The following is a 20,213-nucleotide window of genomic DNA, read 5'->3' on the forward strand; positions in this document are numbered from 1 at the left end:
GTTTACTCCTCAATTTCCAGTCGCTGAATGTGCATTCCGTCGTCGGCGACGATGTGCAGTTGGTCGCTGTGGCATTGTGGACAGCGGCGCACGCGCTGGGTTAGCAACGTCACATACTGCTGGCATGACTCACACCAGCACTCCGCCTGTTGTTCTTCGATATGCAGTGTACAACCTTCCGCCAGGCTGCCACGGCACACCAGATCAAAACAAAACGTTAAAGCCTCGGTTTCGACGCAGGAAAATGCGCCGACTTTTAACCACACGCCGGTCACCCGACGCGCGCCGTTTGCCCGCGCCTGTTGTTCAATCACTTCCAGCGCTCGCTGACACAGTGTGATTTCGTGCATAACGCCTCCTTAGGACTTTGCCGCGTTAATGCAATAAGAGTGCCAGCGTGGTTAAAGTCACGGTGACGATGTCGAACATGACGAAATGACACGTCGAAATGGCGAAGGTTTTGTTTTAATTTCATTAAAAATCATAAAGTTAAAATTTGGCATGGATGATGCTTTACCGCCGTTGTTTCAATTAACCGGGTAAGCTGACATGACGATTTGGGAAATTAGCGAAAAGGCGGACTTCATTGCCGGGCGGCATCACCGCTTGCAGGAAGAGTGGCGCCATTACTGCAATACGCTGGTTCAGGGGATTACCCTGTCAAAAGCGCGATTGCACCATGCCATCGGCTGTGCGCCGGAACAGCAACTCTGCTTTGTGCTGTTCGAACACTTCACACTCTCTGTCACCCTTGTCGGGGGATTTAACGGTCACACCATTGAGTACGCCATTGCCGGTAAAGACGGCGGTGAGCCGCGCGTGATTGCTCAGGCGCAGCTCAGCAGCGATGGCCTGATTGATGGTGTTATCAACAACCGCGATCGCGAAAAAGTGCTGAACCACTACCTCGACGCTATCGCCGACGTTTACAACAACCTCTACGCCGCCATGGAGACGGACTCGCCGGTGACGCTCACGGCGATTGCCCGCAACGCGCACGCGCCTGCACTGGCCTGAGTTTGGGTGTCGACAAGTGTCGAAAGTGACACCTTGAGCGACACGTTTCGTCATAAATGACCGCCCGTAACGCGGGTGAATCACCTGAGGATGTGCTGGTGAACCGTTTTGTAATTGCCGACGCTTCGCTGTGTATTGGTTGCCATACCTGCGAAGCCGCCTGCGCCGAGACGCACCGCGCGCAGGGGTTGCAGGCGATGCCGCGACTGCGTGTGATGCGTAACGAAAATGAATCTGCGCCGCAGCAGTGCCACCACTGCGAAGATGCGCCCTGTGCGGGCGTTTGCCCGGTCAATGCGATTAACCGGGTGGATGGCGCGGTGCAGCTTAATGAAAGCCTGTGTGTGAGCTGCAAGCTGTGCGCGATTGCCTGTCCGTTTGGCGCTATCGAGTTTTCCGGTAGCCGCCCGCTGGATATTCCCGCCAACGTCAACTCGCCAAAAGCGCCCGCAGCACCGCCTGCGCCAGCACGCGTCAGCACTCTGCTGGATTGGGTACCGGGCGTGCGGGCTATCGCCGTGAAGTGCGATCTCTGCCATTTCGATGAGCAAGGTCCGGCCTGCGTACGCATGTGTCCGACCAAGGCGCTGCACCTGGTGAATAACCGCGATCTCGCCCGCGCCAGTCGACGTAAACGCGAACTTACCCTTAACACTGACTACGGCGATTTATCGCTGTTTCAGGCGCAAAACCGGAGTGCGAAATGACGATACTCTCTTTGTTAAGCGACGCCATCGCGGTGCTGGTGTGCGCTGCGGCGCTGGCGTATCTGTTTACACCCGCAAAAGCGCTCAGCGGTCTGCTCGCCGGGCTTGGCGGTACGGTGGGGTGCGTGATGGCGGCGGCGGCCGGTGGGATGGCGCTGCTGGGCGCGCAATCCGTCAGCGGAACGATCCCCCTTATCCAGTATCAGGTGCTGGTCACGCCGTTAAGCGCGGTCTGGCTGATTACGCTGGGTGTGTGCGGCGGTTTCACCAGTCTCTATAACATCCAGTGGCATCGCCACGATGCGGTAAAAGCCAACGGTCTGCTGATCAATTTGCTGATGGCTGCCGCGCTGTGCGCAGTGAGTGCGGCGAATTTCGGCGCGCTGGTGGTGATGGCGGAGATCATGGCGCTCAGCGCGGTGTTCCTCACCGGATGCAGTGAGTCCGGCAAACTGTGGTTCGCCATGGGACGCCTGGGCACGGTACTGCTGGCGATAGCCTGCTGGTTGTTATGGCAACGCTATCACACGCTGAGTTTGCTGCTACTGAGCGCGCAAACACCGGGCAGCGATATCTGGCTGCTGGGCGTGATAGGTTTTGGCCTGCTGGCGGGGATCATTCCGCTGCACGCCTGGGTGCCGCAGGCGCACGCCAATGCGCCAGCCCCGGCTGCTGCGCTGTTTTCCACCGTGGTGATGAAAATTGGTCTGTTCGGCATCCTCAGCCTGTCGCTGCTTGGCGGCCAGCCACCGCTCTGGTGGGGCGTACTGCTGCTGGTGCTTGGCATGGTCACGGCTTTTGTTGGCGGGTTGTATGCGCTGATGGAGCACAACATCCAGCGCCTGCTGGCGTACCACACGCTGGAGAACATCGGCATTATCCTGCTCGGCCTTGGCGTAGGCGTTACCGGTCTGGCGTTACGGCAACCGGCGCTGATTGCGCTGGGGCTGACGGGCGGTTTGTACCATCTGTTCAACCACAGCCTGTTTAAAAGCACGTTGTTCCTGGGCGCGGGTGCGCTGTGGTTTGGCACCGGCTACCGCGACATTGAAAAACTGGGCGGCATCGGTAAGCGCATGCCGGTTATCTCGCTGGCAATGCTGGTGGGGCTGATGGCAATGGCGGCACTGCCGCCGCTCAACGGTTTTGCCGGTGAGTGGGTGATTTATCAATCCTTCTTCCGTTTAAGCGCCAGCGGCGCGTTTTCCCTGCAACTGATCGGGCCGCTGCTGGCCGTCGGTCTGGCGATCACCGGCGCGCTGGCGGTGATGTGTATGGCGAAAGTCTACGGTGTGACCTTCCTTGGCGCGCCGCGTACGCCACAAGCGGAAAACCCGCACCCTGTTCCGTGGCTGATGACGGCCTGTGTCGCTGCCCTGGCATTGTGTTGTGTGGCGGGCGGTGTCGCTGCGCCCTGGCTGCTGCCGCGCTTGTTCGCGGCGGTGCCCTTACCGCTACAAACCGCGAATACACTGGTGTCGCCGCCGATGATAGCGCTGCTGTTGATCGCTACGCCGTTATTGCCACTGCTGCTGATGATGGTGTTCAAAGGCGATCGCTTGCCAGCGCGCAGCCGGGGAACGGCATGGGTGTGCGGTTACGATCACGAAGCGTCGATGGTGGTGACGGCGCACGGTTTTGCTATGCCGGTTAAAACGGCGTTTGCCCCGGTGCTGAAGCTGCGTAAATGGCTGGAGCCGACGCTGCCCATTCCTGGCTGGCGTGCCGATGCCGCACCGCTGCTGTTCCGTCGTCTGGCGCTGATCGAGCTGGCGGTGCTGGTGGTGGTGGTGATTTCGCGAGGAGCCTGATGATGAGTTTTCTGTTTGCTTTACTGCAGGCGCTGGTGCTGTTTGCGTTTGCGCCGCTGCTTTCCGGCATCAGTCGTGTGGCGCGCGCACGGTTGCACAACCGCCGCGGACCGGGGGTACTGCAAGAGTACCGCGACCTGTTCAAATTACTCGGTCGGCAGAGCGTTGCCCCGGTCGCCTCCGGCTGGGTGTTTCGCATGACGCCGTTTGTGATGACCGGCGTCATGCTGACCATCGCCACGGCGCTGCCGGTGGTGACGATTGCGTCTCCGCTGCCGGCGCTGGGGGATTTGATCACGTTGATTTACCTCTTCGCCATTGCCCGCTTCTTTTTTGCCATCGCCGGGCTGGACACCGGTAGCCCGTTTACCGGGCTGGGCGCCAGCCGTGAAGCGATGCTTGGCGTGCTGGTGGAGCCGATCCTGCTGCTCGGGCTGTGGGTTGCGGCTCTGGTGGCCGGATCAACGCATATCAGCAATATCACGTTCACCGTTTACCACTGGCCGCTGCATCACACTCTTCCGCTGTTGCTGGCACTGTGTGCCTGCGCTTTCGCCACCTTTATCGAGATGGGCAAGCTGCCTTTTGACCTCGCGGAAGCGGAGCAGGAGTTGCAGGAAGGGCCGCTGTCGGAATACAGCGGCAGCGGTTTTGCCGTGCTGAAGTGGGGCATCAGCCTGAAACAGTTGGTGGTGCTGCAAATGTTTGTCGGCGTCTTTCTGCCCTGGGGGCAGATGAGCGATTTCAGCACCGCAGGTTTGTTGCTGGCGGTGGTGGTGGCGCTGGCGAAATTGATTGTGGGCGTGCTGGTGATTGCGCTGTTTGAAAACAGCATGGCGCGTTTGCGCTTCCTTGCCACGTCACGCGTGACCTGGGCCGGGTTTGGCGTCGCCTTTTTAGCGTTCGTCTCCTTACTGGCGACGTATTAAGAGAGTTTATGCATGTCTGAAGAAAAAATCGGTCAACACTATCTCGCCGCGCTGCACGAGAAATTCCCCGGCGTGGTGCTGGATGAAGCCTGGCAGACCAAAGACCAGCTTACTGTCACAGTGAAAGTGAACTACCTGCCGGAGGTGGTGGAGTTTCTGTATTACCAGCAGGGCGGCTGGCTCTCCGTGCTGTTTGGCAACGATGAACGCAAGCTGAACGGCCATTTCGCCGTCTATTACGTGCTGTCGATGGAGCAGGGCGTGAAATGCTGGATCACCGTACGTGTGGAAGTCGATGCCCTGAAGCCGGAGTACCCTTCCGTCACACCGCGTGTGCCTGCGGCGGTCTGGGGCGAACGCGAAGTGCGCGATATGTACGGTTTGATGCCGGTCGGTTTACCGGATGAGCGCCGCCTAGTGCTGCCGGATGACTGGCCGGATGAACTTTATCCGCTGCGTAAAGACAGCATGGATTACCGTCAGCGCCCGGCGCCGACCACCGATGCCGAAACCTATCAGTTTATTAACGAACTGGGTGATAAGAAAAACAACGTGGTGCCGATTGGCCCGTTGCATGTCACCTCTGACGAACCTGGCCATTTCCGCTTGTTTGTCGACGGCGAAAACATTGTCGATGCGGATTACCGCCTGTTCTATGTCCACCGTGGTATGGAGAAACTGGCGGAAACCCGCATGGGTTACAACGAAGTCACCTTCCTGTCTGACAGGGTGTGCGGGATTTGCGGCTTTGCCCACAGCACCGCTTACACCACGTCGGTCGAGAACGCGATGGGCATTGTGGTGCCGGAGCGCGCGCAGATGATCCGCGCCATTTTGCTGGAGGTGGAGCGTCTGCACTCGCACCTGTTGAACCTTGGGCTTGCCTGCCACTTTGTGGGCTTCGACTCCGGGTTTATGCAGTTCTTCCGCGTGCGCGAAGCCTCAATGAAGATGGCGGAAATCCTGACCGGCGCGCGTAAAACCTATGGCCTCAACCTGATTGGCGGTATCCGCCGCGACATGCTGAAAGAGGACATGGTGCAGACGCGCCAGTTAGCCCAGCAGATGCGTCGCGATGTGACCGAACTGGTGGACGTGCTGATGAGCACGCCGAATATCGAGCAGCGCACCGTGGGTATTGGTCGCCTCGATCCGCAGATCGCCCGCGATTTCAGTAACGTGGGCCCGATGGTGCGCGCCAGCGGCCATGCCCGCGATACCCGCGCCGATCACCCGTTTGTTGGTTATGGTCTGCTGCCGATGACCGTGCACAGCGAGCAGGGCTGTGATGTGATTTCGCGCCTGAAAGTGCGGATTAACGAAGTGCTCAGCGCGCTGAATATGATTGATTTCGGTCTGGATAATCTGCCCGGCGGCCCGCTGATGGTGGAAGGCTTTACCTATATTCCGCACCGGTTTGCGCTGGGCTTTGCCGAAGCGCCGCGCGGCGACGACATTCACTGGAGTATGACCGGCGACAATCAGAAGCTTTACCGCTGGCGCTGCCGTGCGGCGACCTACGCCAACTGGCCGACGCTGCGCTATATGCTGCGCGGGAATACTGTGTCCGACGCGCCGCTGATTATTGGTAGCCTCGATCCTTGTTACTCCTGTACTGACCGGATGACGGTGGTGGATGTTCGCAAGAAGAAAAGCAAAGTGGTGGCGTACAAAGAGCTGGAACGTTATGGGGTTGAGCGTAAGAACTCGCCGTTGAAATAGGCTGTGTTTTTTTGACCCTCACCCTAATCCTCTCCCTGAAAGGGAGAGGGGATCGCCCCTCTGCCGTCTGTTTAAAGGGGGCCGGGATAGGGAGAGGACTGGAGTGAGGCAATTGCTTTCCTCCCTCTCTCCTCCGGGGAGAGGACCGGGGAGAGGGGAATTGTCTTCCCCCTCTCCCCTCTGGGGAGAGGGCCGGGGTGAGGGGAATTATCTTCCCCCTCTCTCCTCCGGGGAGAAGGCCGGAGTGAGGCAATTGTCTTCTCCCTCTCCCCTCCGGGGAGAGGGCCGGGGTGAGGGGATTCCCACCCCAGGGCGAGGGGAAAATGAATACACCGCAGTGGAGCAACCATGTTTACCTTTATTAAAAAAGTGATCAAAACCGGCACCGCGACCACCGCTTATCCGCTGTCGCCGATGCCGGTGGATAAGAACTTTCGCGGCAAACCGCAGCACAATCCACAGCAGTGTATTGGCTGTGCGGCGTGCGTGAACGCCTGTCCGTCGAATGCGCTCACGGTAGAGACTGACCTTGCCACTGGCGAGCTGGCGTGGCAGTTCAACCTCGGGCGCTGCATTTTCTGCGGCCGTTGTGAAGAGGTATGCCCGACGGCGGCGATTGCGCTGTCGCAGGAGTACGAACTGGCGGTCTGGAGCAAGGCCGATTTTTTACAGCAGTCGCGTTTTGAACTGTGCCAGTGTCGCGAGTGCGCCCGGCCTTTCGCGGTGCAAAAAGAGATCGATTACGCCATTGCGCTGCTGGCGCATAACGGCGACAGCCGCGCCGAGCAGCACCGCGCCATGTTTGAAACCTGCCCGGACTGTAAACGGCAGAAGTGCCTGGTGCCTTCCGATCGCATTGATTTGACCCGCCATATGAGAGAGGCCAGCTAATGAGCCAGCTATTAGGACCGCGCGATGCGGAGGGGATCCCGGTGCCGATGACGGTGGACGAGTCCATCGCCAGCATGAAAGCGTCGCTGCTGAATAAAATCAAACGCTCTGCCTACGTTTATCGCGTTGACTGCGGCGGTTGTAACGGCTGCGAAATCGAGATTTTTGCGACGCTTTCGCCGCTGTTCGATGCGGAACGCTTTGGCATCAAAGTGGTGCCGTCACCGCGCCATGCTGACATTCTGCTGTTTACCGGGGCGGTGACCCGCGCCATGCGCTCGCCTGCGCTGCGCGCCTGGCAATCTGCGCCGGATCCCAAAATCTGTATTTCCTACGGCGCGTGCGGCAACAGCGGTGGTATCTTCCACGACCTGTACTGCGTATGGGGCGGAACCGATCAAATCGTCCCGGTGGATGTGTATATTCCCGGTTGTCCGCCGACGCCTGCCGCCACGCTGTATGGCTTTGCCATGGCGCTGGGGCTGCTGGAGCAGAAAATTCACGCCCGCACGCCCGGCGAGCAGGACGACCAACCGGCGGAAATCCTCCACCCGACGATGGTGCAGCCGCTGCGCGTGAAAGTAGATCGCACGGCGCGCCGCCTGGCCGGTTACCGCTATGGTCGCCAGATTGCGGACGATTACCTGCGGTTGCGCAGCGTCGGCGAGCATGAAGTGGTGCGCTGGCTGGCGCAGGAGAACGATCCGCGCCTTACCGAGATTGTCAGCCATCTCAATCAGGTGGTGCTGGAGGCGAAAATCTGATGGGCGAATCGGTGGTCTTTAGCCAGTTGCGGCGTAAGTTTGTTGATGAGAACGACAACACCCCACAGCAGGCGCAACAGGTGGTCTACTACAGTCTGGCTATCGGCCACCATCTTGGGGTGATCGATTGCCTGGAGACGGCGCTGACCTGCCCGTGGGAAGCGTACCTGGCGTGGATCGCCACGCTGGAGGCGGGGAGCGAAGCGCGGCGCAAAATGGAAGGCGTGCCGCGTTACGGTGAAATCGTGATTGAGAGCAGCCACGTTATGCTGCTGGCGAAGGCGTTTGATCAGGCGCAGGCGCGGCAAAATGCACAGCAACAGGCATGGAGCAAGGCGCTGCTGTCTATGCTGCATGATATTTATCTGGAGAGCGCCATCTATTTGATGGTAAGGAGACTACGTGACTGACGTGTTGTTGTGCGTGGGAAATAGCATGATGGGCGACGATGGCGCAGGCCCACTGCTCGCGGAGATGTGTGCGGTAAACCCGCCGGGAAACTGGAAGGTGATTGACGGCGGCAGCGCGCCGGAAAACGATGTGGTGGCCATCCGTGAATTGCGCCCGTCGCGGTTGCTGATTGTGGATGCCACCGATATGGGGCTGAACCCTGGTGAAATCCGCGTGGTGGACCCGGACGACATCGCCGAAATGTTCCTGATGACCACCCACAATATGCCGTTGAACTACCTTATCGATCAGTTGAAAGAGGACGTTGATGAGGTGATTTTTCTGGGTATTCAGCCGGATATCGTCGGTTTTTATTACCCGATGACGCCGCCAGTGATGGCGGCGGTTGAAACCATTTACAAGCGGCTGGCGGGCTGGGAAGGCAAGGGCGGTTTCGAGCTGCTTTAAATGTGCGCCGGTGAACCCGGCGCAGCGTTGCAGATTAGCGACGGCGTTTTTCTGTGTGCATCACTTTGTCGCAGTCGTCCAGCATCTCGCGGAGCGACGCGTATTTATTATCCTCATTTTCAACCATACCGTAGGAATAGTTGATGTGATAATTCTTGCCGGACATCTCGTCCTGGGCATCCATTCGGGATTGCAGATCGAGCAAAAACGCATCCGCGCTATTGGTCGTGGTATCCCCCAGTAGCACCGCGAATTCACCGCCGCCGAGTCGCGCGGCAAGATCATGATCTTTGAGGCATTTATTCAGGTTAGTGGCGAAGTTTTTCACCACGGCGTCGCCCTCTTTATTCCCCAACAGCTCATTAATGGGTTTCAGATTATCGATGCTGAAATAGAGCAGGGCACACTCTCTGTTGTGCTCTTTTAACCCGGCAAACCGTTTCTCGCCGCTGCGGTAAAAACCCCGACTATTTTGCATGCCGGTGAGATTATCGGTCATCGCCATACTGAGGATTAAAAACTCATCTTCAACGAGGGCGGCAAAATCGAGCAGCGTATCAATTTCAGACGAGGAAAACGGACGGGGATAGGTGTCAACAATACAAATGGTACCAGCAATGGCCCCGTCCGGCAGTCGCACCGGGCAACCGGCATAAAAACGCACCCACGGGTCACCGGTGACATGCGGGTTTTTGGCAAAACGCGGATCAGCGAGCGTGTCTTTGACGATAAGCGCGCCCTGTTCAAGAATGGCGTGTGCGCAAAACGATACATTGCGCGGTGTTTCGTCGGCATCAATGCCAGTGTGGGACAGCAGCCATTGGCGTTCACGATCAAGCAGGCTGATTATCGCTATCGGCACATCGAAGGTGTTTTTCGCCATTCTGGTGAGTCGGTCAAAACGCTCATCATCCTTTTTATCCAATAAATCCATCATGTACAGCGAATTAAGCCGCTCATTTTCATTTACTGGCATGGCCGGGAATATCATAGTTAGCCCCTCGCTGAAGGTAGTCTTTTTAAGTGTAGACATTTCTTATCACGCTTGCGTTGCCATAACGTTATATATCCGTGGCTTGCCCCGTTGTGCGGACGAAATCGATAAACGCCTGGAGCGGAGCGGGGATCAGCCGCCTGGAATTATAGTAGAGATATGGGCCGTTGAAGGACAACCACCAGGGTTCAAGAATGGGGATCAGCGCACCGTTTTCCAGTGCGGGACGTAGCCACTCCTCAAAAAGATAAATAACGCCGCTGCCTGCGATGGCGCTTTGTACCGCCAGATCCACCGCGCTACCGATGCTGACCACCAGCGACCCCTTCACCTGTACGCGAAACGGCTCAGCTTCGCCGCTAAACTCCCAGTCGGTCATCACGCCGCTGGCGTAACGCCCGCGAATACAGTTGTGATGAATGAGGTCCCGGGGGTGTTCCGGGCGACCATGCAGCTGCAGATAGGCCGGAGAGGCGGCTGCGGCAAAGCGCTGGCGACGCGGGCCGATAGGCAGCGCGACCATATCCTGCTCCAGGCATTCGTCGTAGCGGATCCCCGCATCGCAACTGTCGCGAAAGACATCCTGCACATTGCTTTCTGCAATAATTTCCAGGCGAATATCAGGGTAGCGCGCGAGGAAATCCGGCACGATGGCGGGCAGCACCAGGCGTGCGGCGCTGACCGGCACATTCAGCCGTAAGGTGCCGCTGGGCGTGGTTCGATAGCGGTTGATGGCGTCCAGCGCCGCATCCACTTCGTTCATTGCCGGTTGCAGGCGTTCGATTAACATTTTGCCCGCTTCGGTCAGGGCGACGGTGCGGGTGGTGCGGTTAAACAGCCGTACGCCCAGTTGTTGCTCGGCGCGGCGGACGGCATCGCTCAGGCGGGAAGGGTTAGAGCCGGTGATACGAGCGGCTTCGCGAAAGCCTCCGGCATTGGCGACCGCCACAATGGCGTTCAGCAGGGCGAAATCCAGCTTCATTGTTCGACAATCCGTACACTGTGTGTGAATTTCAGCGGATTGTTGCACAGCCGCAATGCTCCTACAATCTGTTTACTTTATGCACAGGAGGTATTCCATGTCTCAACCCACACTTACTTATCGTCTTGGCGATCGTCAGGTTGGTCGCCTGGGTTACGGCGCAATGCAGCTTGCCGGTCCTGGCGTGTTTGGCCCGCCTGCCGATGAAGCGAAAGCGCTTCAGGTGCTGCGTGATGTGATTGCCGCCGGCGTTCGCCATATTGACACCAGCGATTTTTATGGCCCTCACGTTACCAACAAATTGATTAAGCAGGCGCTGCATCCCTACCCGGATGATCTCTGTATCGTCACCAAAGTCGGCGCTCGCCGCGATGACAAAGCCAACTGGCTCCCCGCGTTCAGCGCGGAAGAGCTGACCCGCGCCGTCGAAGATAATCTGCGCAATCTCGGTCTGGAGGTGATGGAGGTTGTGAATCTGCGCGCAATGTTCGGTGTTCATGGTCCGGAAGAGGGGTCACTGGAAGCGCCGCTGGAAACGTTGATCTCGCTGAAAGAGCGTGGCCTGATCCGCCATATTGGCCTGAGCAATGTGACGGCGAAGCAGGTGGCGGATGCGCAGAAGATGACCCCTGTCGCCTGCGTGCAAAACCTTTATAACGTGGCGAACCGGGCGGACGATGCGTTGATTGACTCTCTTAACGAGCAGGGCATTGCGTTTGTGCCATTCTTCCCGCTGGGCGGTTTTACGCCATTGCAGGCCGGTGAGTTGAATGACGTGGCGCAATCCCTTGGCGCAACGCCGATGCAGATCGCGCTGGCGTGGCTGTTGCAGCGTTCACCGAATATTCTGCTGATCCCCGGTACGTCCTCGCCGCAGCATTTACAGGAAAACCTGGCGAGCGCGAAGATAACACTGCCGCCCGAGGCGCTGGAAAAACTGAACGGTATCGGTGCGTAGCAGAAGAATGGCTGGTTTATCGCTGAGAAATTCCAGCTAATCTCCCAGAAAAGCGCGAATGGCTTACTTTTCGCTGCAGGATAGCGAGAGAAACGCCAGGCGTGTTGTTGGCAAAAACGAACGGAGAATGCCTCAGTGCATTCTCCGCTCGTATGAAAAAGGACATTATGCTTGGTGCTCAATTATATTTAACGAATAACCAAGTAGAGCCAGCAAGAAACTGATCGCTCTATGGTTTATAGGATTAAGAATTACTCATATAGCAATAGAGTCATTATGGAGTTAGTCTGGTCAAAAATAGTGTTGAGGGAGAAAAATGGACATTGAGATTGGTGAAGGGAAATTACGCCTCATGACACCCGGCGAAATTGCAATGGCACGCAGAGTTTATGGCGATTCAATTGTCTATAGCCGTGTCTGGGTTCATTGCGATAGTTACTTTCCTTTTGGATTACAAAAACCTGGGTTTGCGATGGCGCCTAATGGTGAACTCTGGTTCAGAAAAGAGTTATACAAGGACGATTTCTCTGTATCTGATGTTTATGTTCAGGACAAGCACACTTTTATTCATGAGTTGGGGCATGTATGGCAGCACCAGCATGGCCAATGGGTTCGAATGAGGGGACTTTTTAGCTGGGCAGCGAATTATTATTATCGACTCGATAAAGAAACGCTTACTGATTATCCCCTTGAGCAGCAAGCATCCATTCTGGCTGATTATTGGTTGATACTGGTTTATGGCATGGCAGAGTGGCAGTATCAACAGCAACCGAACCAACAAGGGAAATATCGTGGGGAGGATGATGTGCGTGATATTCCTCGTCTCTATCAAAAAATTGTTACGGGAAGGGGCTGATGGAGAAGAAGTGCATTCTGCTGGCAACGCTCTTTTTACTCACTGGATGCCCAGGTTCCGGGGACAGGATGGTGCCGCGTACCGCGACCACGGTGGTCATTAAAAACAGCGCTGTTTGTGCTGTGTCAATAATGAAACCGGGAGAAAAAATGACCGGGGCGGTTATCTACAGTAAGGACCATGATCCGATATTCAAGCGGTTTTATAATCATCCCCTCTATATAGAGCAGGGCGCATGTCTGCCGTTATTTGACGCCACCTTCAATGCCGGGACACGCTATTCCATCACCTGGGAGGTGAATGCCGTCGATAAAGGGCTACACCTTATCACTGCGGATTTCACTCTTGCCTCTGAGTCTCAAGGGAATATCTCTTTGGCCCAATAAAAAACCAGACTTTACGGCTGAGGTATCCTGAGATCTTTCACGATACCTCAGCCGCTTACCGGGCCTTTTTACCGCTTGCCACCGACTCCCGGCAAACCAGTTCGCCCTGATGGGAATTAAGGGTTTGCGCGTCCGGTTGCAGCAGCATCCCGACGGCATTGCGGATCATTTCATCCATTGGCACATGAATCGTGGTTAACGACGGGTTGTAGTACTGACCGATGACCGAATCGTCAAACCCTGCCAGAGAAACATCCTGCGGCAGCCGTAATCCGGCTTCCTGGCAGGCTTTCGCCACGCCAATTGCCATATCATCATTCGCTGCCAGGATGCAGGTAAACGGCACGTTGCGCGCCAGCAACTGCCGCGCCGCCTGATATCCACTGTCGGTACTCCAACTGCCGCGCACGTGCAGTTGCGGATCCGGTTCAATACCGGCATTGCGCAGGGCATGACAGTAACCTGCGAAACGGCTCTCGCCCGTCGGCGATCCCTCTGAACCCGCCACAAAGGCAATACGCGTGTGCCCTTGCGCCAGCAGATGCGCCATCATTATTTCGCTGTTTTGCTGATGATCGACAAACACGCACTGGCTACGGTGGCGGGGAAGTTCGCGGTTGATCACCACGATCGGCGTCGGGTTGTGATCGATAATCTCATCCAGTTCATCCACAGAAAGGTACTTGGGGTAGATCATAATGCCTTCGCAACGTAGCGACAGCAGCAGGTTAATGGCGTCGCGCTCTTCCTGCGCACTGTGCTTGCCGTCCGCCAACACCAGTTGACGGCTAAAGCTTTCGCTACTGGTTGCAGCGTGGTAAATCATGCTGGCGAAAAACGGGCCGTTATACAGCCCGTTGGTGATCACCAGTCCTATTGAGTTGGTCTTATTATTGGCAAGGTTACGGGCCAACTGATTCGGTCGATAGCCCGTGTCGGCAATCGCCTGAAAAATACGGGCTTTCACTTCCTCCCGCACAAAGACTTTGCCATTCAGCGCCCGTGATACTGTCGCTTTTGATACGCCAGCCAGTCTGGCGACATCCAGTATCGTTACCATAATTCAACCTCACTCTTATTATGATTAGCCCAGCGACATCAGCAGCTCCCCCACGGTTACCGTACCCTGTGACTGGTGGCGGGTCAGGGTGAATTCATCGCTGTTCACCACCAGCACCGGGGTTGTCAGGTCGTAGCCTTCCTGCTCAATGCGCTGTTTGTCGAATTCCAGCAGCGTGTCGCCCGCGGCAACTCTGTCGCCTTCTTTTACCCGCGGGGTAAAATGCCGGCCTTGCAAATTGACGGTATTGAGCCCGACATGGATCAGTAATTCCGCACCATTATCACATATCAGTCCCACCGCGTGATGAGAGTCGATCAATGTTGCGACCTGTGCATCACACGGGGCCACCACTTTACCTTCGTGCGGAATAATGGCAATGCCGTCGCCCAGCGCTTTTCCGGCAAAGGCTTCATCCGCCACGCTTTCCAGCGCAATCACTTCACCCTTGAGCGGGCTAAGCATCTGCATGGCGCCGACTTTCAGCACCGGGGCTTTTTCGTCTGGCGTCGTCTCTTCGATCGGATCTTCAAAGCCGACGAATTGCACCATCACAATGGTCAGCACAATGGCGGTTCCTGCGCCCGCCAGCTCGCCGATAAACGACATTGGTGCGTCGGGGCTGATGGCATTCACCAGCGTAAACAGGCCCGGCAGCGCGGCATAGGCGTAATAGAGGCTACCAAACAAACTGGCGACCACCGCACCGATCGCGCCGCCAATGCAGCCGCAGATAAACGGTTTTTTAAAGCGCAGGGTCACGCCGTAAATGGCCGGTTCAGTAATGCCAAAAATGGCGGTTACGCCTGCAGACAGGGAGGTGGCTTTCAGTTGCTTATTGCGGCTTTTGATAAATACGCCAAAGACCGCGGCCATCTGGCCGATCACCGCAATGGTTTGATAGGCCTGGAAGGAGTCATAGCCCTGGGTGTCGAAGTTAGCCATGATCACCGGGGTGATCCCCCAGTGGACACCGAAAATAACGATCACCTGCCAGACACCGCCGATAATCGCTGCCGCCAGCGCCGGAGCCGCATGGAACAGGGTGTTATAGCCGTGTGCCACGCCCAGCGCCGCCCAACTGGTGATGGGGCCAATCACGATAAGCGTCAGCGGGACAATCACCACAAAACAGAGTAACGGCGTGAATAATGGGCTGATGACCTCCGGCAACCACTTTTCAACGCGGCGTTCAAACCAAGAGAGCGCCCAGACGAGGAATAATGGCGGCAGGACCGACGAGGTGTAGACCGTTTCCGCCAGCGGGAAGAAGATAAATTTCACTTCGTTTCCGGCGGCGATCTTCCCGGCCATTGCGGTCCATTCCGGGTTGATCAGCGCACAGCAGCAGAGCACGGCAATAAACGGGTTACATTTAAAATGGCGCGCAGCGGTGATGGCGATAAAGACCGGCAGGAAGGCAAACGGCGTCCACGACATGAAGTTGAGGATCGCAAAAGTGCCGGACGTTTTGATCTCTGCATCGGCCAGACCCAGCAGGATCAGCAAACCCTGCAAGATCCCCGCCGCAGCCAGAATATAGACGATCGGCGCGAACACGGCGGACATGGTGGCAATCACCGCATCCAGCCAGCGCGTTTTGGGTTGCTGCGCGCCGTGTTCACTCTCTTTCACCATACCGGACAAGGCGTTAAAAACATCGGCGACATGTGTACCAATCACGACCTGGAACTGGCCGCCGCTTTCCACGACCGCAATGACGCCGGGCAGACTCTGGATGTTGGTTTTCGCCGTGGCGGGGGTATGGTTGAGCACCAGGCGCAGACGGGTGGCGCAGCGGGAGAAGGTGCTGATGTTCTCTTCGCCACCCACCTCCCGGAGGATATCACTCGCTAACTTATTGTAATCCCTGATAACGGCCATTTTTATTTACCTTTTATTATCGGAAACTGAGTAGGTGTAACTGGGTGAAACCGGTTTCATGCTAACCTGGTCAACTCTGCCTGCAACCGGTTTCATGGAATTCTGCGAGCTAAATCACTTCCCTATGGGTTCCGGCAACACCTGCAGCCATATTTCGTTGCTGAGCGAAGCATCTCTTTGAAGGCTGCGTAAACTGGCGGCAAATACACAGAAGGAGTGAGCCGATGATTGCTGTACTGTTTGAAGCCGATGTCGCCGCAGAAGGGCAGGAGCGCTATTTGCAACTGGCCGCGGAGTTAAAGCCGCTACTGGTGCAAATCGACGGTTTTATCGCTATTGAACGGTTTCAAAGCCTGACCACCACAGGCAAGATTTTGTCGCTGTCGTGGTGGCGTGATGAAGCTGCAGTACTGGCCTGGAAACAAAATGTGCTGCACCAGGCCGCGCAGGCGGAGGGGCAGCGCTCAATTTTCTCGTTTTACCGTATCCGTGTGGCCCAGGTGCAGCGTGACTATTCATCGGAAAGCAGGAAACCAGACCATGTATGATATTCACGTTATGCTTAACAATGCGCCCGGTGGGCTGGCGATGCTGGGTGAAACACTTGGCAAAAATGGTGTAGGCCTGGAAGGTGGCGGCGTATTCACCGTCGGTCGTGAAAGTCATGCGCACTTTCTGGTCGTGGAGGGGGAACGTGCCCGCCAGGTGCTGGAAGCGGCAGGCTTTATGGTGCTGCAGGTGACGCAGCCGGTGATCCGCAAGCTAAAGCAGGAACGTCCCGGTGAGTTAGGCGCGATAGCCCGCACGATCGCGAAAAATGGCATCAATATTCTCGTGCAGTACAGTGATCACGCTAACCGCCTGATCCTGCTGACGGATAACGACACCCTGACCCGTGAGGTCACGCAGCCCTGGAGTACAGAGGCACAATGAGTTTACCCGGTTTACAGCATTCACATGAGAGCGGCACAGCGCTGGAAGAGGCGCTGGCCGGTATTGCCAGCGCGATGTCCGACCCTTCGCGGGCGCGTATGCTCTGCGCGCTGATGGACGGGCGGGCGTGGACTGCAACCGAGCTGAGTTCGGTCGCGGATATTTCCGCATCTACCGCCAGCGCGCATCTGAACCGGTTGTTGAGCCATGGCCTGCTGGTCTGCGTTTCGCAGGGGCGGCACCGCTACTACCGCCTGGCGGGGAGCGATGTCGCCGGGTTACTGGAAAATATGATGGGGGTGTCAATGCGCGGAGGGCGTGCGCTGGCGACCCGCACTCCGGTTGAACTGCGTCGCGCACGCACCTGCTACGATCACCTTGCCGGAGAAATCGCCGTCGACATTTATGAGTTTATGCAGCGCGAAGGCTGGGTAACGGACGAGGGCAGTGCCGTGACGGAACTGGGCAAACGCAAACTGGAAGCCCTGGGCGTAACGCTCGACCCGCGTACCCGGCGCAAACCCTGCTGCGCTTGCCTGGACTGGAGCGAGCGTCGTTTCCACCTTGGCGGCGATGCTGGCGCATCGTTGTTGATTGCCTTCGAACATAAAGGTTGGTTACGCAGAACGCCTGGCTACCGTGAAGTCACTGTGACAGACGAAGGCAAAAGCGCCCTCTTCAGAGTGTTTGGGGTCGGAGCCTGAAAGCGCTTTCGTGGCTATTGATTAAGCATTCACGCTTGAGTATATAGCCTTAAGGCTATACGGTTTCTTCAGAGCCCCCGCTATAAGGGAGCGATAATGTGGCACGTTATAACGATTGCGCGTAAAGCCTGGTTGATTGTTCATGATCTGTCGTAATTGGGAGACATAAGCGAACCCGTTTAAAATACAGAGATGCCATTTTGACATCAGGAAAGGGCTGCATCAGGATAGAATCACGATGTGTTTTTATATAGAGCATCACTCAGCCTTGATAAGGATATATTGTGGCAATTAAAAACTTTTATTTCTCGCAGATCGCTGACCTACGTATAGAAGGTGTCGGTATCCATGCTAGCTATTCCGTTAATTTAACCGTAACAGATGAAAATACACCCGGTGGTAAAAACATTTCTGTCGCGGCCACTGGGAAAAGTAATGCGGCAAAAGCAGCTGGCAGCGGGAATCTTTTATTTTGGTGCAAAGTAAAAAATACGGTTGATAGTAAACTATATGTTTTAGAACGAAAAAAAGGAGAGTATTGGGCGGTTGGCCTGGACGATGTTCCTATTGGATCTGTATCTTTTTTTATGCCTAATTCAGTCCACAACAGCCCCTCCCTGGAGATAGAAGCCGGTTATTTTTATGACTCTGGCTACACGGGGACTGTTCCCCCGATACCCGGAAGTTTCAAACGTGTTATAAACCTGACACCTTTTCAAGGATAGAAGCCATGCGTTATCAAAACATTGTCATGCTGTTTATATTGTCCATCTTTAGCGTTAGTGTTGCGGCGGGCGGCTATGCGGATAAGCCAACAGCACAGGCTTCTGAATTGTCAAAGAAATATGTCATGGCTGATGAAAGCGCTAAGCCATCGGTGCTTCAGGATTTTGACCATTTGGCTCGGGATAACCCGGACAATGTGAATGTTATCCGCAGCTATACCAGCATACTTTCATCTCGAGGAGAGTATGAAAAAGCGATTTCCTTGCTGGAGCCGGTCAATAAAGCGAGAAACAACCCCTCTCTGCTATTACAAGAATGCATGCTTAAGGACAGGATTAAAAATGGCGATGCCGCTTGTTATAAACATGTCATCAGCCTGTCTGAACGTTCAGGTAGTGAAAATATGGACTATTTGATGGCGCTTTTTTTTACTGATGACGGCAGATTTGAGGCAGAGAAGAAAAAATTAGCAGCAAGCAATCCGTCATTGAGTCGCGATTTTGGCATCTTCGATCAGGATAAGCGGCAATTGCTACTGTCTCTGTATCCGTAAAGCCAATGCCTACCCGACCTGAAAATACGGCAGGCCGGGTAAGTCCCGAGCTTAGTCGAGATCTGCGCCGTTGCTGGCGATCACTTTTTTATACCACCAGAAGGATTTTTTGCGGCTGCGCGCCAGCGAGCCGTGACCGGCATCGTCGCGATCGACATAGACAAACCCATAGCGTTTGCTCATTTCGCCGGTAGAGGCGGCCACCAAATCAATACAGCCCCAGGTGGTGTAACCCATCACCGGGATGCCGTCTTCAATGGCGTCGCCCATCGCACGGATGTGTTCACGCAGGTAACTGATGCGGTAATCATCTTCAATCTCACCGCGGTCATTGAACTCATCTTTCGCGCCGAGCCCGTTTTCCACCAGGAACAGCGGTTTCTGGTAGCGGTCATACATCATGTTCATGGTGATGCGCAGCCCCAGCGGATCGATGCCCCAGCCCCATTCGCTCACTTCAACATGCGGGTTGCGCAGTGACTTGACGATGTTCGCCGCGCTGGTGTTATTGGCGTTCATGTCTGCTGATGCACAGCGCGAGGCGTAGTAGCTGAAAGAGACGAAATCGACGGTGTTCTTCAGGATCTCGTCATCACCTTGCTCTTTATGAATGGTGACACCTTTTTCGCGGAACACGCGCGCCGCATAGGCCGGGTAAGCGCCACGGGCCTGCACGTCGATAAAGAACAGATTTTCGCGATCTTTTTCCAGCGCCATCCACACGTCGGCCGGTTTGCAGGAGTAGGGGTAGAAGTTCCCCCCCGCCAGCATGCAGCCCACCTGGTTTTGCGGGTTCACCTCATGGGCAATTTTCGTTGCCAGCGCACTGGCAATCAGCTCATGGTGTGCGGCCTGGTATTTCACCTGCTCCTGATTTTCACCCTCTTCAAACACCAGCCCCGCGCCGGAGAACGGGCTGTGCAGCATGATGTTGATCTCATTGAAGGTCAGCCAGTATTTCACCAGTCCATCAAACGCTTCAAAACAGGTGCGGGCGTAACGGGTGAAGAACTCCACCATTTTACGGTTACGCCAGGAGCCATACTCCACCACCAGATGCATCGGCACATCAAAATGGCAGAGGGTGACCAGCGGTTCGATGTTGTACTTTTTGCACTCCTCAAACACCGCGCGATAGAAGGCAATGCCCTCCGGGTTCGGCGTCAGTTCATCACCGTCCGGGTAGAGGCGGCTCCAGGCTATCGAGGTGCGAAACACCGTAAAGCCCATTTCCGCCATCAGCGCGATATCTTCTTTGTAGCGATGATAAAAGTCGATCGCCTCGTGGCTCGGGTAATATTCGTCATCACGCAGTGCAAAGCGTTTTTCCTGACCGAGTTTTACCGGCAGGCGGTTAGCGCCGTGCGGGATCATATCGACGGTGGTTAACCCCTTACCGCCTTCCCGGAAGCCCCCTTCCGACTGGTTGGCGGCAAGTGCGCCGCCCCATAAAAATCCTTGCGGAAATACTGACATGC

Annotated in this window: 23 protein-coding genes; 17 read left to right on the forward strand and 6 right to left on the reverse strand. The window is 56.0% G+C overall.

Features of this window, described 5'->3' with window-relative positions; genetic code table 11:
* Positions 1–2: 2 nt before the first annotated feature.
* Positions 3–350 carry a hydrogenase maturation nickel metallochaperone HypA gene (gene hypA, locus N7922_RS05190; RefSeq protein ID WP_061493420.1) on the reverse strand — a complete coding sequence of 116 codons (348 nt, stop codon included), beginning with the start codon at positions 348–350 and terminating at the stop codon, positions 3–5.
* A gap of 199 nt (positions 351–549) precedes the next feature.
* Between hypA and hycA the strand changes: the two genes are divergently transcribed.
* The 9 genes from hycA (at position 550) to hycI (ending at position 8,699) form a co-directional block, all read left to right on the forward strand.
* Positions 550–1,017: a formate hydrogenlyase regulator HycA gene (hycA, locus tag N7922_RS05195; protein WP_263099556.1), complete on the forward strand. Its 468-nt coding sequence runs from the start codon at positions 550–552 to the stop codon at positions 1,015–1,017.
* Positions 1,018–1,115: 98 nt separating this feature from the next.
* On the forward strand, positions 1,116–1,724 hold the full coding sequence (locus N7922_RS05200) for a 4Fe-4S dicluster domain-containing protein (RefSeq protein WP_263099557.1): 609 nt from the start codon (positions 1,116–1,118) through the stop codon (positions 1,722–1,724).
* Entirely contained in the window at positions 1,721–3,535 is a 1,815-nt protein-coding gene (gene hycC, locus N7922_RS05205; RefSeq protein WP_263099558.1) for a formate hydrogenlyase subunit 3, read from the forward strand. The genes N7922_RS05200 and hycC overlap by 4 nt, the downstream gene beginning before the upstream one ends.
* A 2-nt stretch (positions 3,536–3,537) precedes the next feature.
* On the forward strand, positions 3,538–4,464 hold the full coding sequence (locus N7922_RS05210; RefSeq protein WP_263100839.1) for a respiratory chain complex I subunit 1 family protein: 927 nt from the start codon (positions 3,538–3,540) through the stop codon (positions 4,462–4,464).
* A 12-nt stretch (positions 4,465–4,476) separates the two neighbouring features.
* The gene (gene hycE / locus N7922_RS05215; RefSeq protein WP_263099559.1) at positions 4,477–6,186 is read left to right on the forward strand and encodes a formate hydrogenlyase subunit HycE; all 1,710 of its coding nucleotides are present in this window, start codon (positions 4,477–4,479) and stop codon (positions 6,184–6,186) included.
* Positions 6,187–6,534: 348 nt separating this feature from the next.
* The gene (locus N7922_RS05220; protein WP_263099560.1) at positions 6,535–7,077 is read left to right on the forward strand and encodes a formate hydrogenlyase complex iron-sulfur subunit; all 543 of its coding nucleotides are present in this window, start codon (positions 6,535–6,537) and stop codon (positions 7,075–7,077) included.
* Positions 7,077–7,841: an NADH-quinone oxidoreductase subunit B family protein gene (locus N7922_RS05225; protein ID WP_263099561.1), complete on the forward strand. Its 765-nt coding sequence runs from the start codon at positions 7,077–7,079 to the stop codon at positions 7,839–7,841. The genes N7922_RS05220 and N7922_RS05225 overlap by 1 nt, the downstream gene beginning before the upstream one ends.
* Positions 7,841–8,251 (forward strand): formate hydrogenlyase maturation HycH family protein, encoded by a 411-nt coding sequence (locus tag N7922_RS05230; protein WP_263099562.1) that lies wholly within the window; start codon positions 7,841–7,843, stop codon positions 8,249–8,251. The genes N7922_RS05225 and N7922_RS05230 overlap by 1 nt, the downstream gene beginning before the upstream one ends.
* Entirely contained in the window at positions 8,244–8,699 is a 456-nt protein-coding gene (gene hycI / locus N7922_RS05235) for a hydrogenase maturation peptidase HycI (protein ID WP_263099563.1), read from the forward strand. The genes N7922_RS05230 and hycI overlap by 8 nt, the downstream gene beginning before the upstream one ends.
* A gap of 34 nt (positions 8,700–8,733) precedes the next feature.
* Here the strand turns inward: hycI and N7922_RS05240 are convergent, their stop codons facing one another.
* Positions 8,734–9,690, reverse strand: coding sequence for a sensor domain-containing diguanylate cyclase (locus N7922_RS05240; protein ID WP_263099564.1), 957 nt, complete (start codon positions 9,688–9,690; stop codon positions 8,734–8,736).
* Between the two features lie 70 nt (positions 9,691–9,760).
* Positions 9,761–10,675, reverse strand: a complete 915-nt coding sequence (locus N7922_RS05245) for a LysR family transcriptional regulator (protein WP_263099565.1) — start codon at positions 10,673–10,675, stop codon at positions 9,761–9,763.
* A 97-nt stretch (positions 10,676–10,772) separates the two neighbouring features.
* Here N7922_RS05245 and N7922_RS05250 point away from each other — a divergent pair, with 97 nt between their 5' ends.
* The 3 genes from N7922_RS05250 to N7922_RS05260 all read left to right on the forward strand — a co-directional run bounded on the left by N7922_RS05250 (position 10,773) and on the right by N7922_RS05260 (position 12,875).
* Complete coding sequence (locus N7922_RS05250; RefSeq protein WP_263099566.1) at positions 10,773–11,633, forward strand: aldo/keto reductase family oxidoreductase; 861 nt, start codon at positions 10,773–10,775, stop codon at positions 11,631–11,633.
* A 316-nt stretch (positions 11,634–11,949) separates the two neighbouring features.
* Positions 11,950–12,489 (forward strand): type IV secretion protein Rhs, encoded by a 540-nt coding sequence (locus N7922_RS05255; protein WP_263099567.1) that lies wholly within the window; start codon positions 11,950–11,952, stop codon positions 12,487–12,489.
* Positions 12,489–12,875, forward strand: coding sequence for a putative T6SS immunity periplasmic lipoprotein (locus N7922_RS05260; protein ID WP_263099568.1), 387 nt, complete (start codon positions 12,489–12,491; stop codon positions 12,873–12,875). Before N7922_RS05255 ends, N7922_RS05260 begins: the two co-directional genes overlap by 1 nt.
* 55 nt (positions 12,876–12,930) lie before the next feature.
* On the opposite strand, the gene N7922_RS05265 is transcribed toward N7922_RS05260, so the two are convergent.
* Both N7922_RS05265 and N7922_RS05270 read right to left on the reverse strand, forming a co-directional pair.
* Complete coding sequence (locus tag N7922_RS05265) at positions 12,931–13,935, reverse strand: LacI family DNA-binding transcriptional regulator (protein WP_263099569.1); 1,005 nt, start codon at positions 13,933–13,935, stop codon at positions 12,931–12,933.
* A gap of 24 nt (positions 13,936–13,959) precedes the next feature.
* Complete coding sequence (locus tag N7922_RS05270) at positions 13,960–15,819, reverse strand: beta-glucoside-specific PTS transporter subunit IIABC (RefSeq protein ID WP_263099570.1); 1,860 nt, start codon at positions 15,817–15,819, stop codon at positions 13,960–13,962.
* A 224-nt stretch (positions 15,820–16,043) separates the two neighbouring features.
* Between N7922_RS05270 and N7922_RS05275 the strand changes: the two genes are divergently transcribed.
* The 5 genes from N7922_RS05275 to N7922_RS05295 all read left to right on the forward strand — a co-directional run bounded on the left by N7922_RS05275 (position 16,044) and on the right by N7922_RS05295 (position 18,735).
* A complete protein-coding gene (locus N7922_RS05275) occupies positions 16,044–16,367 on the forward strand; it encodes an antibiotic biosynthesis monooxygenase family protein (RefSeq protein WP_263099571.1) in 324 nt (107 codons plus the stop codon).
* Positions 16,360–16,752: an amino acid-binding protein gene (locus N7922_RS05280; protein ID WP_263099572.1), complete on the forward strand. Its 393-nt coding sequence runs from the start codon at positions 16,360–16,362 to the stop codon at positions 16,750–16,752. Before N7922_RS05275 ends, N7922_RS05280 begins: the two co-directional genes overlap by 8 nt.
* Positions 16,749–17,456: an ArsR/SmtB family transcription factor gene (locus tag N7922_RS05285; RefSeq protein ID WP_263099573.1), complete on the forward strand. Its 708-nt coding sequence runs from the start codon at positions 16,749–16,751 to the stop codon at positions 17,454–17,456. Before N7922_RS05280 ends, N7922_RS05285 begins: the two co-directional genes overlap by 4 nt.
* Positions 17,457–17,740: 284 nt before the next feature.
* On the forward strand, positions 17,741–18,181 hold the full coding sequence (locus N7922_RS05290; protein ID WP_263099574.1) for a hypothetical protein: 441 nt from the start codon (positions 17,741–17,743) through the stop codon (positions 18,179–18,181).
* 5 nt (positions 18,182–18,186) lie between these two features.
* Complete coding sequence (locus N7922_RS05295) at positions 18,187–18,735, forward strand: hypothetical protein (protein WP_263099575.1); 549 nt, start codon at positions 18,187–18,189, stop codon at positions 18,733–18,735.
* Between the two features lie 51 nt (positions 18,736–18,786).
* On the opposite strand, the gene N7922_RS05300 is transcribed toward N7922_RS05295, so the two are convergent.
* On the reverse strand, positions 18,787–20,211 hold the full coding sequence (locus tag N7922_RS05300; protein WP_263099576.1) for a 6-phospho-beta-glucosidase: 1,425 nt from the start codon (positions 20,209–20,211) through the stop codon (positions 18,787–18,789).
* Positions 20,212–20,213: the final 2 nt, after the last annotated feature.

The sequence above is a fragment of the Kosakonia sp. ML.JS2a genome, from assembly GCF_025642095.1.
Taxonomy (GTDB): domain Bacteria; phylum Pseudomonadota; class Gammaproteobacteria; order Enterobacterales; family Enterobacteriaceae.

Bases quoted from the DNA above. Each gene is read 5' to 3' on its own strand.
- N7922_RS05280 (WP_263099572.1), top strand. From the start codon at position 16,360: ATGTATGATATTCACGTTATGCTTAACAATGCGCCCGGTGGGCTGGCG.
- N7922_RS05275 (WP_263099571.1), top strand. From the start codon at position 16,044: ATGATTGCTGTACTGTTTGAAGCCGATGTCGCCGCAGAAGGGCAGGAG.
- hypA (WP_061493420.1), bottom strand. From the start codon at position 350: ATGCACGAAATCACACTGTGTCAGCGAGCGCTGGAAGTGATTGAACAA.
- N7922_RS05240 (WP_263099564.1), bottom strand. From the start codon at position 9,690: ATGATATTCCCGGCCATGCCAGTAAATGAAAATGAGCGGCTTAATTCG.
- N7922_RS05245 (WP_263099565.1), bottom strand. From the start codon at position 10,675: ATGAAGCTGGATTTCGCCCTGCTGAACGCCATTGTGGCGGTCGCCAAT.
- N7922_RS05295 (WP_263099575.1), top strand. From the start codon at position 18,187: ATGCGTTATCAAAACATTGTCATGCTGTTTATATTGTCCATCTTTAGC.
- N7922_RS05265 (WP_263099569.1), bottom strand. From the start codon at position 13,935: ATGGTAACGATACTGGATGTCGCCAGACTGGCTGGCGTATCAAAAGCG.
- hycA (WP_263099556.1), top strand. From the start codon at position 550: ATGACGATTTGGGAAATTAGCGAAAAGGCGGACTTCATTGCCGGGCGG.
- N7922_RS05300 (WP_263099576.1), bottom strand. From the start codon at position 20,211: ATGTCAGTATTTCCGCAAGGATTTTTATGGGGCGGCGCACTTGCCGCC.
- N7922_RS05260 (WP_263099568.1), top strand. From the start codon at position 12,489: ATGGAGAAGAAGTGCATTCTGCTGGCAACGCTCTTTTTACTCACTGGA.
- N7922_RS05285 (WP_263099573.1), top strand. From the start codon at position 16,749: ATGAGTTTACCCGGTTTACAGCATTCACATGAGAGCGGCACAGCGCTG.
- N7922_RS05255 (WP_263099567.1), top strand. From the start codon at position 11,950: ATGGACATTGAGATTGGTGAAGGGAAATTACGCCTCATGACACCCGGC.
- N7922_RS05225 (WP_263099561.1), top strand. From the start codon at position 7,077: ATGAGCCAGCTATTAGGACCGCGCGATGCGGAGGGGATCCCGGTGCCG.
- N7922_RS05220 (WP_263099560.1), top strand. From the start codon at position 6,535: ATGTTTACCTTTATTAAAAAAGTGATCAAAACCGGCACCGCGACCACC.
- hycC (WP_263099558.1), top strand. From the start codon at position 1,721: ATGACGATACTCTCTTTGTTAAGCGACGCCATCGCGGTGCTGGTGTGC.
- N7922_RS05210 (WP_263100839.1), top strand. From the start codon at position 3,538: ATGAGTTTTCTGTTTGCTTTACTGCAGGCGCTGGTGCTGTTTGCGTTT.
- hycE (WP_263099559.1), top strand. From the start codon at position 4,477: ATGTCTGAAGAAAAAATCGGTCAACACTATCTCGCCGCGCTGCACGAG.
- N7922_RS05250 (WP_263099566.1), top strand. From the start codon at position 10,773: ATGTCTCAACCCACACTTACTTATCGTCTTGGCGATCGTCAGGTTGGT.
- N7922_RS05270 (WP_263099570.1), bottom strand. From the start codon at position 15,819: ATGGCCGTTATCAGGGATTACAATAAGTTAGCGAGTGATATCCTCCGG.
- N7922_RS05230 (WP_263099562.1), top strand. From the start codon at position 7,841: ATGGGCGAATCGGTGGTCTTTAGCCAGTTGCGGCGTAAGTTTGTTGAT.